11 protein-coding genes are annotated in these 15,697 nt (G+C 40.2%); 4 read left to right on the top strand and 7 right to left on the bottom strand.

All coding sequences use genetic code 11. From position 1 onward, the window contains the following. Positions 1–25 precede the first annotated feature (25 nt). From B0185_RS08195 to ndk, 5 genes are all read right to left on the bottom strand, one after another. The gene (locus B0185_RS08195) at positions 26–1,681 is read right to left on the bottom strand and encodes a fructose-specific PTS transporter subunit EIIC (protein WP_005706216.1); all 1,656 of its coding nucleotides are present in this window, start codon (positions 1,679–1,681) and stop codon (positions 26–28) included. Between the two features lie 12 nt (positions 1,682–1,693). Continuing rightward, on the bottom strand, positions 1,694–2,635 hold the full coding sequence (fruK, locus tag B0185_RS08190; RefSeq protein ID WP_005706172.1) for a 1-phosphofructokinase: 942 nt from the start codon (positions 2,633–2,635) through the stop codon (positions 1,694–1,696). A gap of 10 nt (positions 2,636–2,645) precedes the next feature. Further along, positions 2,646–4,151 (bottom strand): fused PTS fructose transporter subunit IIA/HPr protein, encoded by a 1,506-nt coding sequence (gene fruB / locus B0185_RS08185; RefSeq protein WP_005706179.1) that lies wholly within the window; start codon positions 4,149–4,151, stop codon positions 2,646–2,648. 319 nt (positions 4,152–4,470) lie between these two features. After that, entirely contained in the window at positions 4,471–5,223 is a 753-nt protein-coding gene (locus tag B0185_RS08180; RefSeq protein ID WP_005706181.1) for a TOBE domain-containing protein, read from the bottom strand. 64 nt (positions 5,224–5,287) lie between these two features. Beyond that, positions 5,288–5,704: a nucleoside-diphosphate kinase gene (gene ndk, locus B0185_RS08175; RefSeq protein WP_005706160.1), complete on the bottom strand. Its 417-nt coding sequence runs from the start codon at positions 5,702–5,704 to the stop codon at positions 5,288–5,290. Between the two features lie 185 nt (positions 5,705–5,889). Between ndk and sodA the strand changes: the two genes are divergently transcribed. Both sodA and B0185_RS08165 read left to right on the top strand, forming a co-directional pair. Further along, positions 5,890–6,531 carry a superoxide dismutase [Mn] gene (gene sodA / locus B0185_RS08170; RefSeq protein WP_005706198.1) on the top strand — a complete coding sequence of 214 codons (642 nt, stop codon included), beginning with the start codon at positions 5,890–5,892 and terminating at the stop codon, positions 6,529–6,531. 217 nt (positions 6,532–6,748) lie between these two features. Beyond that, positions 6,749–9,577, top strand: a complete 2,829-nt coding sequence (locus B0185_RS08165; RefSeq protein WP_005706185.1) for a TonB-dependent receptor domain-containing protein — start codon at positions 6,749–6,751, stop codon at positions 9,575–9,577. A gap of 78 nt (positions 9,578–9,655) precedes the next feature. Here the strand turns inward: B0185_RS08165 and thrB are convergent, their stop codons facing one another. Beyond that, complete coding sequence (gene thrB / locus B0185_RS08160; RefSeq protein ID WP_005706192.1) at positions 9,656–10,606, bottom strand: homoserine kinase; 951 nt, start codon at positions 10,604–10,606, stop codon at positions 9,656–9,658. Next, positions 10,606–13,062 (bottom strand): bifunctional aspartate kinase/homoserine dehydrogenase I, encoded by a 2,457-nt coding sequence (thrA, locus tag B0185_RS08155; protein WP_005706207.1) that lies wholly within the window; start codon positions 13,060–13,062, stop codon positions 10,606–10,608. The genes thrB and thrA overlap by 1 nt, the downstream gene beginning before the upstream one ends. 405 nt (positions 13,063–13,467) lie before the next feature. On the opposite strand from thrA, the gene yajC reads away from it, so the two are divergent. Both yajC and secD read left to right on the top strand, forming a co-directional pair. Then, a complete protein-coding gene (gene yajC, locus B0185_RS08145; protein ID WP_005706203.1) occupies positions 13,468–13,767 on the top strand; it encodes a preprotein translocase subunit YajC in 300 nt (99 codons plus the stop codon). A gap of 74 nt (positions 13,768–13,841) precedes the next feature. Continuing rightward, the gene (gene secD, locus B0185_RS08140) at positions 13,842–15,689 is read left to right on the top strand and encodes a protein translocase subunit SecD (protein WP_078208106.1); all 1,848 of its coding nucleotides are present in this window, start codon (positions 13,842–13,844) and stop codon (positions 15,687–15,689) included. The last annotated feature ends 8 nt before the right edge of the window (positions 15,690–15,697 follow it).

Below are 15,697 nucleotides of genomic sequence, written 5' to 3'. Positions count from 1 at the left end.
AGAGGCTATTTGCAAAAGTTCAGAATTATTCTGCCGCTTTTTGTTTAATAACAGAGTAAATTACACCTGTTACCACTGAACCTAATGCGATTGCACCTAAGTACATCAACGGTTGTGAAACAAATGGAATCACAAATAAACCACCGTGCGGTGCTTGAAGGGTAATACCTAAGCCCATTGAGATTGCACCAGCTGTTGCACCACCTAATATAGATGAGATGATCACACGCACAGGATCTGCCGCAACGAATGGTAATGCCCCTTCAGAGATAAAGCATAAACCTAATACAAATGAAGCTTTACCTGCATCGCGTTGGTTTGCGGTAAATTTAGAGCGAGCAAGGAAGCTCGCAATTGCCATACCAATTGGTGGCACCATACCTGCCGCCATTACCGCTGCCATTGGTACATATTGTTGAGAAGCGATTAAGCCCACACCGAAGGTATAAGCCGCTTTGTTTACTGGTCCGCCCATATCAACACACATCATCGCACCAAGAATAAGACCTAAAATCACCGCATTGGTTTGACCCATTGTATTTAACCAATCCACTAATGCGTCCATCAACGCTTTTACTGGTGGGTTGATGACATAGATCATCAATAAACCCACGATGGTGGCACCGAATAATGGCAGAATTAAGATTGGTTTAAGCGAGGTAAAACTTGGTGGTAATTTGATGATGCTGTTTAGGAATTGCACCACGTAACCCGCAAGGAAACCTGCAACGATACCGCCTAATATACCCGCTCCCGCAGTGGTAGCTAACATCCCACCAATAAGACCTACTGCTAAACCTGGACGGTCAGCAATTGAGAACGCCACATAACCTGCGAATACGGCAATCATTAAGTGGAATGCCGCCCCGCCGCCAATATCCATTAACGCTTTTGGCAAGCCTGCGAAATCATCAGTTTTGAATGCCTCAATACCAAACATAAAGGAAACGGCAATCAATAAACCACCAGCAATCACAAGAGGAAGCATATGCGACACGCCCGTCATTAAGTGTTTGTACACACCTTTTTTCTCTTCGGTTTTGGTTTCTGTTGCCGCACTCGTTGCTGCACCTTCAAACACTTTCGCTTCTTTGAACGCTTTTTCAAACTCTTGTGCCGTTTTCTTCAACGCTAAGCCTGTTGAAGTACGATACATCAATTTACCTTTGAATTTATCTAATGGTACATCAATATCTGCTGCCACAAAGACTAGATCGGCTGCTACCACTTCTTCAGGGGTAATAGGGTTACCTGCACCGACTTGTCCACGAGTTTCTACACGTACGTTCCAACCTTGAGCTTTAGCATAATTTTCAATTGCCTCAGCTGACATAAAAGTGTGAGCCACGCCCGTTGGACAAGCCGTTACCGCCACGATGTTTTTCACACCACTTGATGAAAGCGATGATGAAGCGGTCACATTTGCAAATATTTTTGCATTTTCTACCGCTTGTTTGATGGCTGCTTCTGGGTTTGCAAAGGCTTTTTCTAACTCAAGCTGTGCCCCTTTTTTGCCTGCTGCTGTCGCTGGAATTTGATCGTCAAATAACACGATGAAATCAGCTTGATCTGCAGCAACCACAGAATGCCCTTGCTGTTTTGCTGCTGCACTCAGTGCTTCATTCACCAGAAAAGCACATGCTTTGCCCAGTTGTGCAGGAAAAATAAATGAGAAATTCATACGCTATTCCTATTAAAAAGTTAATAAATTAGTTAATTTCACTTGGGCTAAAATTTGCTCTAACGCCTGTTTATCGCTAATGCCTACGTTGCTTTGTGAAACCGCAAGGGCAGATGTTGCACTTGCAAAACTTAAGGTTTTCTCTTTACTCCAACCTTGGCTGAAACCGTAAATTAAGCCTGCCACCATTGAGTCGCCTGCACCAACGGTACTCACCACATTTTCACAACGTAGTGGCTGAGCTTGTAATACACCTTCGCCGTTAAGCCATACAGAACCTTTTTCGCCCATTGAGATGATCACGTGTTCAATACCATGCGAACGCAATTGTTCAGCGGCTTCGATCACTTCTTCAATTGTATGTAATGAACGCCCCGCCCAAACTTCTAATTCACGGCGGTTTGGCTTCACTAACCAAGGATGAGCGGTTAAACCTGCAGTTAATGCTGCATTTGAGCTATCTAACACCACTTTTAAGCCTTGTTGATGGAGGCTTTCTAACCAAGCTGCAAACTGCTCAGGCGTTACGCCACGCGGAAGTGAACCACACACTGCTACTAAATCATATTGACTTTCCCAAGTTTGGCTTTGGCGAGTAAAGGCTTCCCAATCTTGTTCGCTAATTTCAAAACCTAAGAAGTTAAGATCCGTTACATCCGCTTCTGTTTCAGTAATTTTCACGTTAATACGTGTTTTACCAGCAATGCGGTAGAATTTGTCATCTACGCCATTTTGAGCAAAAGCTTGCACGAAATCGCCTTGATTTTCTTCGCCTAAAAAGCCTGTTACAGAAAGTTTGGCACCTAAATCGGCTAATACTTTCGCTACATTGATGCCTTTACCCGCTGGGTATAAACCAAGGGTTTCCACCGTGTTTACTTCACCAATTTCAATACGTGCCAAGCGACCGACTAAGTCAAAGGCAGGATTTAATGTTACCGTTGCAATACGCATTTTTACCGCCTTATTTCTCGCCTAAACCAGCCGCAATTGCAGCACCAATGCCATCTAATGCTACTTGTGCATCTTCACCCGTTGCCACAAAACGTAAAGTTGTGCCTTTGGTGACACCAAGTGCCACGATCTTCATTAAGCTTTTTGCACTTACAAGCGGTGAGTTTTTATCAACATTTTGCACTTCAATTTTTGAAGCATATTTTTTCACTTCATTGACTAACACCGCACTTGGACGAGCGTGTAAGCCGTGTTCGTTTTGAATCACAAACGTTGCTTCTAACGCCCCTTCAGCTAAAACAGGTGTTTGTTTTGCTACGGGTTGAGTGGTAGTTGGTGCAGTTTGAGCTACGTTACCTTCGATAGTATCAGCCACTTCTGGTACGAATGACACACTTTCGCCTAAGCCTGTTTCAAACGCTTTCGCAAGCGTTTCCATTGCTTGTTGAGCATCTTCGCCTTCCGCCACAAAACGTAAACGAGCACCTTTCGAAGCACCAAGTGCGACCACTTTCATTGTACTTTTCGCATTCGCTGGAGCTGTGCCACGATCTAAGTTTTCCACTGTAATTTTCGCTGCAAATGGTTTTAACGTTTGTACTAAAACCGCAGATGGGCGAGCGTGAATCCCGTTTTCGTTACGTACGGTAAATGTACCAATCACTTGACCAGCTGAAGAAGCGGTCGAATTTTCTGCAGGATTTGCAGAAACAGATACCGCTTCACCGTTGAATAACGCCACGATTTGTGCTGCTGTGGCTGCTGCTAATTGAGTGCGAGTTTCCGCATTTAATAGACGAGCAAGCTGTATTTCTAAACCGCTATCAACAGTCGCAACACTGACTAAAGTTTGACCTTGCGTACTACGTGCCACCGCAATACCGTTGGCTAAATTGCCTTTTGCACTATCTACAATAAACACATTATTGCCTAACGCAAGCGGAGCTTGAGCCACTACATCGCTGATAAATTGTTGATTAACATAGCCTTTTTCTTGTAACTTACCCGCATTTACTGCCGATAAAGTAATCAGGCTTGAAGTGTCGATATTTAAAGAAAGGTTTTCTTCTGCAATCGCAGGAAGGGTTTTCTTGCCACTTAAAATGTCTGCAAATTCTTGCACATCTTGTGTTTTTGCTAATTTTTCAGCCGCTTCTTCATCACTTAATACTGTGGTTAATTGACGAAGTAAGGTTAAATGCTCATCCGATTTTGCCGCAATACCAATTACTACATAAGCTGTATTGCCTTCACCCCATTCAATGCCTTGAGGAAATTGGATGATTTGCACGCCCGTTTCTTTCACTAAACCACGCGTGTCTAACGTGCCGTGAGGAATGGCAATCCCATTGCCTAAAAAGGTTGAGGTTTGTTGCTCACGTGCAAACATACCTGCTTCATAACCATTCTCAACATTGCCATTTGCAACCAAGCCTGCAGAAACTAATTTAATTGCTTCTTCTTTGTTTGCAGCACTGCCATTTAGACGGATATTTTTTGCCGATAAATTAAGCATTTTTGCTCCTTATATAAAGGTAAGTTTAAAATTGAAAAGATGGTACCGATTGTACCCCACTTTAGCTAAACCGTTCCAGCAAAAATCAAAAAAGAGAGGGAAAATCTTGATTTTCCCTCTCTTTTATAACATTTGTTTTACATTTAGATATTCAAGTTAGCTTAATTGTTAATTAAAAGGTAAAAACACGCTAAATTTATTGCGTAATTTAACTATCAGCGATAAAATAAATATCGCTATTATATTTTTATATAATGCTATAATAACAATTCAGATACAGAAATCACTCCTTGTCTGCCTTCGGGCAGACTTTTTTGTATTAAATAGCCGCCAAAATGATCTGCTCTGGCTCGATATGCAGTGGAATTTGCTCACCTACTTGAGCTGAAAAATCACTTTCAGTCGTTGCACAGAACGTCGTTTGCTGCATTTCTATTATCACTTCATTTTGCTCAACAGTAACAATTTTTCCCATGAAATCGTTTAGACCTGTGGGTTGGGCATTGAGTTTAATCCAAGGGGCTTTAATCAATAACATCACCTCTCGACCAAGTGTGAGCTCAAGCCGCTTGCTACTTTTTTCGGTGATAACAGCACAAATCGGCTCGTTCATCCCCTCAATATTTACATCAACCCAAACTAATGCTCCCTTTTGTTTTAACCCTGATACTTTTCCGAAAAGCTGATTTCTTGCGCTAGTTTTTAAAGAAGATTTTGCAGTTGCAACCAGTGCATTATCAAGTGGAATATTCTCTTCGTGTAAGATATCAAAGGCGCGCTTTTGTGTGTGTTGTAACAGATCATAAAGTTGCAACAGACGTTCTGCATAGCTGGTCAGTTGCGTGCCGCCACCCTGTTTCCCGCCCGTGCTACGTTCAAGCAAAGGTTTAGGGCTGATTTTTGTCATAGCATCAATGTTGTCCCACGCAGTTTTATAGCTTACACCAGCTAATTTAGCTGCTTGGTTGATTGAACCGATCTGTTTAATTTGGCGTAATAATTCAATACGGCGAGGATCAGCAAATAGCGTATCTTGTAATTTGATGGTCAGTAGAATTTCAGCATCTAGCATTTTGTATATTTTTTTATATAAAGAAGGTTTTAGATCTCGCAAGAGATTTCTAAAAATGAACCGCTTACACTATTTCATTTGATGTAAAGAAATAGGCAATCTCACGCTCTGCTGATTCAACAGAATCAGAACCGTGCACGGAATTTTCACGTCCGCTTAATGCGTACATTTTGCGAAGTGTCCCTTCTTTTTGATCTTCAGGCTTCGTTGCTCCCATTAAAGCACGATAATTTGCTACCGCGTTTTCGCCTTCCAGAACCACAGCAACCACAGGGGCTGAAATCATAAAATCAATGAGCGGGGTAAAATATTCGCGCCCTTGATGTTCTGCATAAAAACCTTCCGCTTGTTCACGGGTAAGTTGGATTTTTTTCAAGGCCTTAATGGTTAAACCTGCTTCTTCTAAATGCGATAAAATTTTGCCAATTAAATGGCGTTTCGTCGCATCTGGTTTAATTAAGCATAAAGTTTGTTGGATCATTCTTTTCTCCGTTATTTTCGTCATAAAATAAGCATATAAGTAAGAGGTGATATTTTAGCAAAAATATGACAAATATTTGCGATAGATCAAATTAAAGTGTATTAACTGACTATTTTTTGGTAGAATTTACAGCGAGTTTTAACTCAAGTTTTACCTATTATTTTATATATTTGAGGATAATAACAATGGCATACACATTACCAGAATTAAGCTACGCATATGATGCATTAGAGCCACATTTCGATGCAAGAACAATGGAAATCCACCATTCTAAACATCACCAAACTTATGTGAACAATGCAAATGCAGCATTAGAAGCATATCCAGAATTATTAGAACAATGCCCAGGTAAATTAATTTCAAACCTTGAGCAAGTTCCTGCAGAAAAACGTGTTGCGGTACGTAACAATGTGGGCGGTCACGTAAACCATACGTTATTCTGGAAAGGTTTAAAAACTGGCACAACCCTACAGGGTGCATTAAAAGAGGCAATCGTGCGTGATTTCGGTTCTGTTGAAGCATTCCAAGCACAATTTGAACAAGCTGCAGCAACCCGCTTCGGTTCAGGCTGGGCATGGTTAGTATTAGAAGAGGGTAAATTATCTGTTGTTTCTACAGCAAACCAAGATTCACCTTTAATGGGTAAAGAAGTGGCTGGTGTTTCAGGCTACCCAATCTTAGGCTTAGACGTTTGGGAACACGCTTACTATTTAAACTACCAAAACCGCCGTCCAGACTACATCAAAACCTTCTGGAACGTCGTAAACTGGGATGAAGCAGCTCGCCGTTTTGAAGATAAAGTAAACACTTGTGGTTGTACAAAATAATCAAAATTAATCTTATATCATTTACCTAGTAAGTAACGCGGATAAAGTTATGGATTTAACTTTATCCGCTTTTTTATTTGCCATTTTTCTTTCTCTTTCACTTATTTAGTAATTTATTTTAAATTGATAGGTAAAAACCATTTGAATATAGTGGTTTTTAGATGGAAAATGCGAGCCATTTTCATTAAATAGCCATAAAAAATACAAGGAGACAAGCATGAGCAAAAAGTTTTCGCTCAACATCATTACATTATCATTACTGGGGGTGGCTCAATTTGCTTATGCAGATTTAGTACTAGATGAAATCCAAGTAAAGTCTAGCGAAGTGAGTAACGATAAGAAGCCCTTCACTGAAGCCAAAGCAAAAAGTACGCGTGAAAATGTATTTAAGGAAACACAAACCATTGACCAAGTGATTCGGAGCATTCCAGGGGCATTTACTCAGCAAGATAAAGGTTCAGGTGTAGTTTCTGTAAATATTCGTGGCGAAAATGGATTAGGTCGTGTCAATACTATGGTTGATGGTGTAACCCAGACCTTCTATTCTACAGCCTTAGACTCTGGTCAATCAGGCGGAAGTTCTCAATTTGGTGCGGCAATCGATCCTAATTTTATTGCAGGTGTAGATGTCAATAAAAGTAACTTTTCGGGAACAAGCGGTATAAATGCATTATCGGGCAGTGCTAATTTTAGAACATTAGGCGTTAATGATGTCATTACCGATGACAAACCATTTGGCTTTATTCTGAAAGGAATGACAGGAAGCAATGCGACTAAATCCAATTTTATGACGATGGCTGCAAGCAGAAAATGGCTTGATAACGGTGGCTATGTAGGCGTGGTGTATGGTTATAGCCAACGTGAAGTTTCACAAGATTATCGTATTGGTGGCGGAGAACGATTAGCATCATTAGGGCAGGATATTATAGAGAAAGAGAAAGAAGCCTATTTTCATAATGCGGGTTATGTTTTAAATGCTGCTGGACAGTGGACTCCTGATTTATCTAAAGCCCATTGGTCTTGTAACCTAGATATGCCTCAATATTCAGGAAGTCAAGATCCTATTGTCACAACAAATAAATATACGGGAGCAAGAGAGGAACGTTACACTGATGCGAATTGTAATGTATACATAAAACAAGATGGTGACTCAAAATTCTACAACTATAGAAATGTTTACGAAAATGAAGAAAGAAAGAAAATTTTAGAACAATTTGTTAAAGAGAAAAAAGATCCATCAGAAATTACAGAATTACAAAAAGGTTCTGATGGAATTGAAGAAACCGACAGATCATTTGAAGATAATAAAGATCAATATAGTGTCGCACCGATTGAACCAGGCAGTTTGCAATCTCGTTCACGTAGCCATTTGTTAAAATTTGAATATGGCGATGATCACCATACGCTAGGGGCGCAACTACGTACATTAGATAATAAAATTGGTTCTCGCAAAATTGAAAACCGTAATTACCAAGTCAATTATAACTTTAATGATCACAACTATCTTGATCTTAATTTAATGGTGGCACATAACATTGGCAAAACCATTTATCCTAAGGGTGGCTTTTTTGCTGGTTGGCAAGTGGCAGACAAACTTATTACCAAAAATGTCGCAAATATTGTTGATATAAATAACAGCTATACCTTCTTATTGCCAAAAGAAATCGATTTAAAAACTACATTAGGGTTTAACTATTTTACTAATGAATACAGTAAAAACCGCTTTCCAGAAGAATTAAGTTTGTTTTATGATGATGCTTCACATGATCAAGGTAACTACAGTAATTTAGGACGATTTAAAGGTAGTCGTAATTTACTGCCACAACGTTCAGTGATTTTACAACCTTCAGGTAAGCAGAAATTTAAAACGGTGTATTTTGATACCGCACTTTCTAAAGGCATTTATCATTTAGATTACAGCGTGAATTTTACCCATTATGCCTTTAATGGTGAGTATGTTGGATATGAAAATACAGCAGATCAAATTAATGAACCGATTTTGCATAAATCAGGTCATAAAAAGGCATTCAATCATTCTGCTACATTAAGTGCAGAACTGAGTGATTATTTTATGCCGTTTTTTACTTATTCACGCACACACAGAATGCCGAATATTCAAGAGATGTTTTTCTCTCAAGTGTCTGATGCGGGGGTGAATACTGCATTGAAACCTGAACGGGCGGAAACCTATCAACTAGGCTTTAACACCTATAAAAAAGGATTGTTTACTCAAGACGATGTATTAGGTGTGAAATTAGTAGGTTATCGTAGTTTTATTAAAAACTATATCCATAATGTTTACGGTGTTTGGTGGAGAGATGGCGTTGTACCTACGTGGGCAAACACGAATGGTTTTCGCTTTACCATCGCTCATCAAAATTATGAGCCAATCGTGAAAAAAAGCGGTGCCGAGTTAGAGCTTAATTATGATATGGGACGTTTCTTTGCGAATTTCTCTTACGCTTATCAACGTACGAATCAACCAACTAATTATGCCGATGCTAGCCCACGTCCTAATAATGCATCAAAAGAAGATATTTTAAAACAAGGTTATGGCTTATCTCGCGTTTCAATGCTACCGAAAGACTACGGAAGATTAGAGCTTGGCACACGCTGGTTTGATAAAAAATTAACCTTGGGTATCGCAGCACGTTATTATGGAAAAAGTAAACGAGCGACCATTCAAGAAGAATATATCAACGGATCTCATTTTGAATTAAATACCGCGGGTGATAGAACTTACTATGCCGTTAAGAAAACGGAAGAGATTGAAAAACAACCGATTATTTTAGATTTACACGTCAGCTATGAACCAATCAAAGATTTGATTATTAAAGCGGAAGTACAAAATCTATTAGATAAACGTTATGTTGATCCGTTAGATGCTGGAAATGATGCAGCTTCGCAACGTTATTATTCAAGTTTAAATAATTCTATCGAATGTGCAAAAGATCCATCTGCTTGTAACGGTGGTTCAGATAAAACCGTACTTTATAACTTTGCACGTGGAAGAACTTTTATTATGAGTTTGAATTATAAATTTTAGTAACTTTGGAAATAAAGGCGGTTTATCCCGCCTTTATTTATTTTGGTGTGGTTTTAATTAGAGTTATTGTTGTAAAACTTATTTCAGCACTCTCGCACCTAAATTATCCACTTTACAGATATGAATAAATCCTTCGTTGTTTTGGAGGTATTCTTTTTCTAAGTAGGCTTCCAATTTTTGAGCGTGTTCCAAATCTGGTGCAATCGCAAACATGGTTGGGCCTGAACCAGAAATACCGACAGCTAATGCCCCAAGATCTTTACAACCTTGGCGAACAGTTGGGAAGTTCGGCAGTAAGTTTTCACGGTAAGGCTCGGCGATTAAATCTTTCATCATCGCAGCCGCTAAAACATCTTGGTGTGTATGGCAAGCGTGGACGAATGAGCCTAAATAGCGAGCCTGTTGGATCATATCTTGGCGAGTGTAATTTTTTGGTAAAATTGCACGAGCCTCTGCGGTTGAAACCTCAATGCCAGGGTAAGCAAGTACCCAATACCATTCATCGAAGAAAGGTAACGGCTGGCAGATATTACCAAGCGATTGGGTCATTAATTGTAAGCCCCCTAAATAGCACGGCGCTACGTTGTCGTAATGGATTGATCCTGAAATACGCCCCTCTAATTCCCCCATCATTTCCAACAATTCCATTTTTGAAAATGGCTCATCGTGGAATTTATTGAGTGCAACTAATGCCGCCACAATTGAGCAAGCACTAGAGCCTAAGCCTGAACCAATTGGCATATTCTTTTCGAGCGTTAAGCGTAAGTTTTTGATCTTGCCGCCACGTAATTTAAAGCGTTCACTGAAAAGCACATAGGCTTGATAAACGATGTTTTTTTGCGGCTCTTTTGGTAATTTGCGAACAAAATAACCGACACTTTCAAGCTCAAATGGCTGATCGCAATCTTCAATTTGCACCACATCGCCCAGCAAAGAACCGTTGATTGGCGAGATAGCAGCCCCTAAAGAATCAAAACCGACGCTGATATTTGCACTCGAAGCGGGTGCATAAATACGTAATGTTGTCATTATTGTGCTCCTCCATGTAAGGTACGTAAAATATCCGCGAAGATACCCGCAGCCGTTACGCTATTGCCCGCACCGTAACCACGCAATAAGAGTGGAATTGGGCTGTAATAGCGAGTGAAGAAGGCAAGTGCGTTTTCACCATTTTTCACTTTGTAAAGTGGGTGCTCAGAATCGACCGCTTCAATCGCGACACGACATTTTCCGTTTACAATTGAACCAACATAGCGTAGCACTTTACCTTCCGCTTTTGCGGCTTCAATACGTTTATTGAACTCTGCATCAAGCTCTGGCAACACTTGCAAAAATTCCTCTTTATTCATTCCTTCTGAGAAACCTTTTGGCAACACGCCTTCCACTTCAATGTCTTCAAACTCAAGTGCTAAGCCCATTTCACGTGCGAGAATCAGCAATTTACGTGCTACATCTGCACCTGATAAATCGTCACGTGGATCAGGCTCAGTAAAACCTTTCTCTTTTGCGAGTAAAGTTGCTTCTGAAAGACTTAAGCCCTCTTCTAGTTTACCGAAAATAAAAGAGAGTGAGCCCGATAAAATCCCTTCGAATTTCTCAACTTCATCGCCTGCAGCGAGCAAGTTTTGTAAGTTTTCGATAACAGGTAAGCCCGCTCCTACGTTCGTTTCGTATAAGAATTTATGCTGGCTTTGGCGAGCATTTTCACGTATTTCTTGATAGTAAGCATAGCTTGAAGTGTTCGCTTTTTTGTTTGGCGTCACTACGTGGAAGCCCTCTTTTAACGCACGAGCGTAAAGGTTTGCCACAGATTGTGCTGAAGTACAATCCACAAATACAGGGTTTACTACGTGGTGCAATTTGATAAACGAAAGTAATACATCAAAGTCTGATGGCTGTGTTGCGTTCTCTAAATCTTGCTGCCAGTTATCTAAATTTAAACCGTTTTCATTGAGTAACATTTTATCTGAGTTGGCTAATGCACAAACTCGGATCTCAATATCCTTCTTTGCAAGGAATGCCTTTTGTTGTTTCACTTGTTCAATCAATGAGCCACCAACGCCCCCCACGCCAACAAGGAACATATCCACCACTTTTTTGTTGCTGAATAAGCGTTTATGCGTGGCTTTTACGGCTTCAATCGCTTTATTTAATGGCACAACGGCAGAGATAGAACGCTCAGAAGAGCCTTGAGCAATTGCTACGATGCTGATGTTTGCTTGTGCAAGCGCAGAGAAGAAACGGGCTGCGATGCCTTTTGCGGTACGCATACCATCACCAACAACAGAAACAACAGAAAGATCTTTAATAACATCAATAGGATTTAAGCAACCTTCTAATAATTCATGAGCAAATTCACTCTCTAGTGCAGATAAAGCTTTTTCTGCTGATTTTGCTGGCACGCAGAAACTGATGCTGTATTCAGAAGAAGATTGGGTAATTAAGATGACGGAAATACCCGCCTTTGACATAGATGAAAATACACGGGCAGCCATCCCAACCATTCCCTGCATACCAGAACCAGATACGTTAAACATTGCTACATTATCTAGGTTGGTAATACCTTTTACTTTTAAGCCATCATCATTGATATTACCATCAATGTAAGTTCCTTTACCTTCAGGATTACCCGTATTTTTAATTAAACACGGAATATTAAGTGGAACAAGGGGACCTATTGTACGGGGATGGATCACTTTCGCTCCGAAATAAGAAAGCTCCATCGCTTCTTGATAACTCATTGATTCTAAACAAATCGCATCTGGTACTAAACGCGGATCGCAAGTATAAACGCCGTCTACATCCGTCCAAATTTCACAACATTCTGCGTTTAAACAAGCTGCTAAACAAGCCGCTGAGTAGTCTGAACCATTGCGACCTAACAACACTAATTCGCCTTTTTCATTACCTGCCGTAAACCCTGCCATTAACACGATATTTTTCTTCGGAATTGCATTGGCATCAACACGTTTAGTTGATTCCGCGATATCCACAGAAGATTCTAAGTAGCTACCTACAGCGAGTAATTTTTCAACTGGATTGATGTTGGTTACTTCGTAACCTTTTGCCTCAAACCACGCTTGCATCATCGCAATTGAAAGTTTTTCACCACGGCAGTGAATGGTTGCTGCAACGGAATCTGGAAGAGACTTACTTTGTGCCGCTTCTTGGGCAACGCCTTGAATTTGTTTAAGTTCAGCCTCAACTAATGCTAATAAACCTTCACGATCAACCTTATTATTTACTGCATGTAAGCCATTGATAATATTATGGAAAATATCGGTTGCTTCAGAAAGGTTTTGTTCGAAAGATTCGCCAGCAATCGCTTTATCTACGATGGCGACTAAATGATTGGTAATTTTAGCGGGAGCAGAAAGCACACCTGCTGCTTGAGATTTTAAATGTGCCTTTTCGATGATGTCTGCCGCTTGCATAAAGCGTTCTGGATTTGCAAGCGATGTGCCACCAAATTTAAGAACTCGCATAGTTTCTCCTGAATAATAAAAGAATGATGTTGTAAATTTTCCTACAAAAAAGCCCGCTTGTAGCGGGCTTTTCTTGGTTGATTTTAGCAATACTGACCCGCACTACACGAAGATGGTAATGATCGTAATCATGGTGGTCATCATTGCTTGAGGATTCATAATTTAGCTATTTAATTTAGCGTGAAGGATGGGTAGAGAATGTGCCAAAGTGAGAAATTTGTCAATGATTTTTTGTTGAGATTTGGGAAATATTTTTTCTGGTTTATTATTTTTCCTCCGCATAAATTTTCTACTCGTGAAAAAATCAATTTTATGCTATTTTATAATGTAATTTTCCTCACTGATTTTGGCAGAATACGGAAAAAGGATATTTTTAACTTAACTCATTGATTTTAAGGAGCTTTTATGCAACAAGGTAGCGGTTTAGAAATGTTGATCATTCTCGCTGTGTTCGGTGTGATTTTCTATTTTATGGTTTTCCGCCCACAATCTAAACGCCAAAAAGAACAACGCAACTTGCTTTCAAGCCTTTCAAAAGGGGATGAAATCTTAACAAGCGGTGGTTTAATCGGTAAAATTACCAAAGTGAGTGCTGAAGATGAAAATATCGTGATAGCATTAAACGACAACAACGAAGTGATGATCTCTCGTAACTTCGTAGTAGCGACCTTACCAAAAGGTACAATGAAAGCATTAAAACCTTAATCTCATTTTTAACGCTTGTTTTAAGTAGCTTAAAGCCTGCTTAAAACAAGCGTTTTACTTTTAGGAGAATTAGTGTGTTAAATCGATTCCCGTTATGGAAGAACTTGATGGTCATCATTATTACCTTAATTGGTGGTCTATATGCTCTTCCAAATTTATATGGTGAAGATCCATCTGTTCAAATTTCAGGGACACGTGGGCAAGAGGCAACAACGGAAACATTGGCTCAAGTCAATAATGCCCTTGCATCGTTGAATATCTCACCAAAAGCAACTCAGCTTGAAAATAGCTCAATCTTAGTGCGTCTGGAAAAAGATGATCAACAATTGCCTGCTAAAGAGAAAATCTCAGAAGTGCTAGGTGATAAATATTCAGTGGCTTTAAACCTTGCTCCAGCGACACCAACTTGGCTAACCGATATTGGCGGTAGCCCGATGAAACGTGGTCTAGACTTACGTGGTGGAGTTCGCTTCTTAATGGAAGTAGACATGAACACCGCAATGCAAAAGCAACAGGAAAGCTTACAAGACTCTTTACGAAGTGATTTCCGAAAAGAGAAAATTGGCTATAAAGCGGTTAAAAAAGGCGAGAATTTTGCAACTGTGATTGAGTTTAATGACTCTACTGATGCAGATAAAGCCGTGCGCTTAGTAAAACGTACGCATACCACGCTAGAAGCCACTTATAGCTCACCGACAGAAGTAACTTTTGCACTTTCTGCAACAGGTTTATCTTCTGCTCGAGATATGGCCATTGAGCAAAACTTATCTATTTTACGTAAACGTGTGGAAGAGTTAGGTGTTTCTGAACCGACTATTCAGCGTCAAGGTGCCGATCGTATCGTGGTTGAGTTACCAGGGGTGCAAGACACCGCTCGAGCAAAAGAGTTGCTTGGTGCAACTGCAACGCTTGAGTTCCGTTTAGTCAATGATACTGTAAACCCTGAAGCAGCAACGCGTGGGATTGTGCCTGCAGATTCAGAACTTAAATATATGCAAGATGGTCGCCCAATGGTACTTAAACGTAAACCGAGTTTAGGCGGTGAGCATATTATAGATGCAAATTCTGGCAAAGATGACCGTGGTTTACCACAAGTTAGCATTAAGCTAGATAGCGATGGTGGTAACCAAATGGCAGAGATGACGAAAAGTGCAGTCGGTAAGCCAATGGCAACACTTTATAGCGAGTTCAAGGATTCTGGTCGTCGTGATGCGAATGGTAAAGTGATCCTTGAAAAACACGAAGAAGTGATTAATGTGGCAACCATCAACAGCCGTTTGGGTAACCAATTCCAAATCACAGGGATTAACTCACCTGCTGAAGCTCAAAACTTAGCAGTATTGCTTCGTTCAGGAGCATTGATTGCGCCAATCGTTATTGTAGAAGAACGAACAGTGGGTGCATCACTTGGTGCGGATAACGTTGAAAAAGGTGTAGAAGCAGGTATGTATGGCTTAGTGCTTACTATTGTATTCTGTCTGGTGTACTACAAAATGTTCGGTGTGTTTGCTTCCATAGCATTAACCGTCAATATGATTTTAACAATGGGGCTAATGTCGTTAATCGGTGCAACCTTAACTATGCCAGGTATTGCTGGTATTGTGCTTGCCGTTGGTATGTCAGTGGATGCGAACGTATTGATTTACGAACGTATCAAAGAAGAGTTGCGTAACGGTCGCTCAGTACAACAAGCGATTCACGAAGGCTATAACGGTGCATTTACCTCTATTTTCGACTCAAACTTAACCACTATTTTAACCTCATTAGTTCTTTATGCTGTGGGTACAGGACCTGTAAAAGGCTTTGCGATTACTTTGGCATTGGGCGTAATGATCTCTATGTTTACCGCAATCACTGGAACGCGTATGCTTGTAAACTGGGTGTATGGTGGTAATAAACGTGTGAAAAAACTTTGGATTTAAGGTGATAT

The organism is Haemophilus parahaemolyticus (assembly GCF_002015035.1).
In the GTDB taxonomy this organism is placed as follows: domain Bacteria; phylum Pseudomonadota; class Gammaproteobacteria; order Enterobacterales; family Pasteurellaceae; genus Haemophilus_A; species Haemophilus_A parahaemolyticus.
Note: the sequence above shows the minus strand (reverse complement) of the source record. Positions and strands in the feature narration are given on the sequence as shown.

Excerpts from the sequence above, each read along its gene's own strand:
- thrA (WP_005706207.1), bottom strand. The coding sequence starts at position 13,062 with ATGCGAGTTCTTAAATTTGGTGGCACATCGCTTGCAAATCCAGAACGC.
- ndk (WP_005706160.1), bottom strand. The coding sequence starts at position 5,704 with ATGATCCAACAAACTTTATGCTTAATTAAACCAGATGCGACGAAACGC.
- yajC (WP_005706203.1), top strand. The coding sequence starts at position 13,468 with ATGCAACAAGGTAGCGGTTTAGAAATGTTGATCATTCTCGCTGTGTTC.
- B0185_RS08195 (WP_005706216.1), bottom strand. The coding sequence starts at position 1,681 with ATGAATTTCTCATTTATTTTTCCTGCACAACTGGGCAAAGCATGTGCT.
- sodA (WP_005706198.1), top strand. The coding sequence starts at position 5,890 with ATGGCATACACATTACCAGAATTAAGCTACGCATATGATGCATTAGAG.
- fruB (WP_005706179.1), bottom strand. The coding sequence starts at position 4,151 with ATGCTTAATTTATCGGCAAAAAATATCCGTCTAAATGGCAGTGCTGCA.
- thrB (WP_005706192.1), bottom strand. The coding sequence starts at position 10,606 with ATGACAACATTACGTATTTATGCACCCGCTTCGAGTGCAAATATCAGC.
- fruK (WP_005706172.1), bottom strand. The coding sequence starts at position 2,635 with ATGCGTATTGCAACGGTAACATTAAATCCTGCCTTTGACTTAGTCGGT.
- B0185_RS08180 (WP_005706181.1), bottom strand. The coding sequence starts at position 5,223 with ATGCTAGATGCTGAAATTCTACTGACCATCAAATTACAAGATACGCTA.
- B0185_RS08165 (WP_005706185.1), top strand. The coding sequence starts at position 6,749 with ATGAGCAAAAAGTTTTCGCTCAACATCATTACATTATCATTACTGGGG.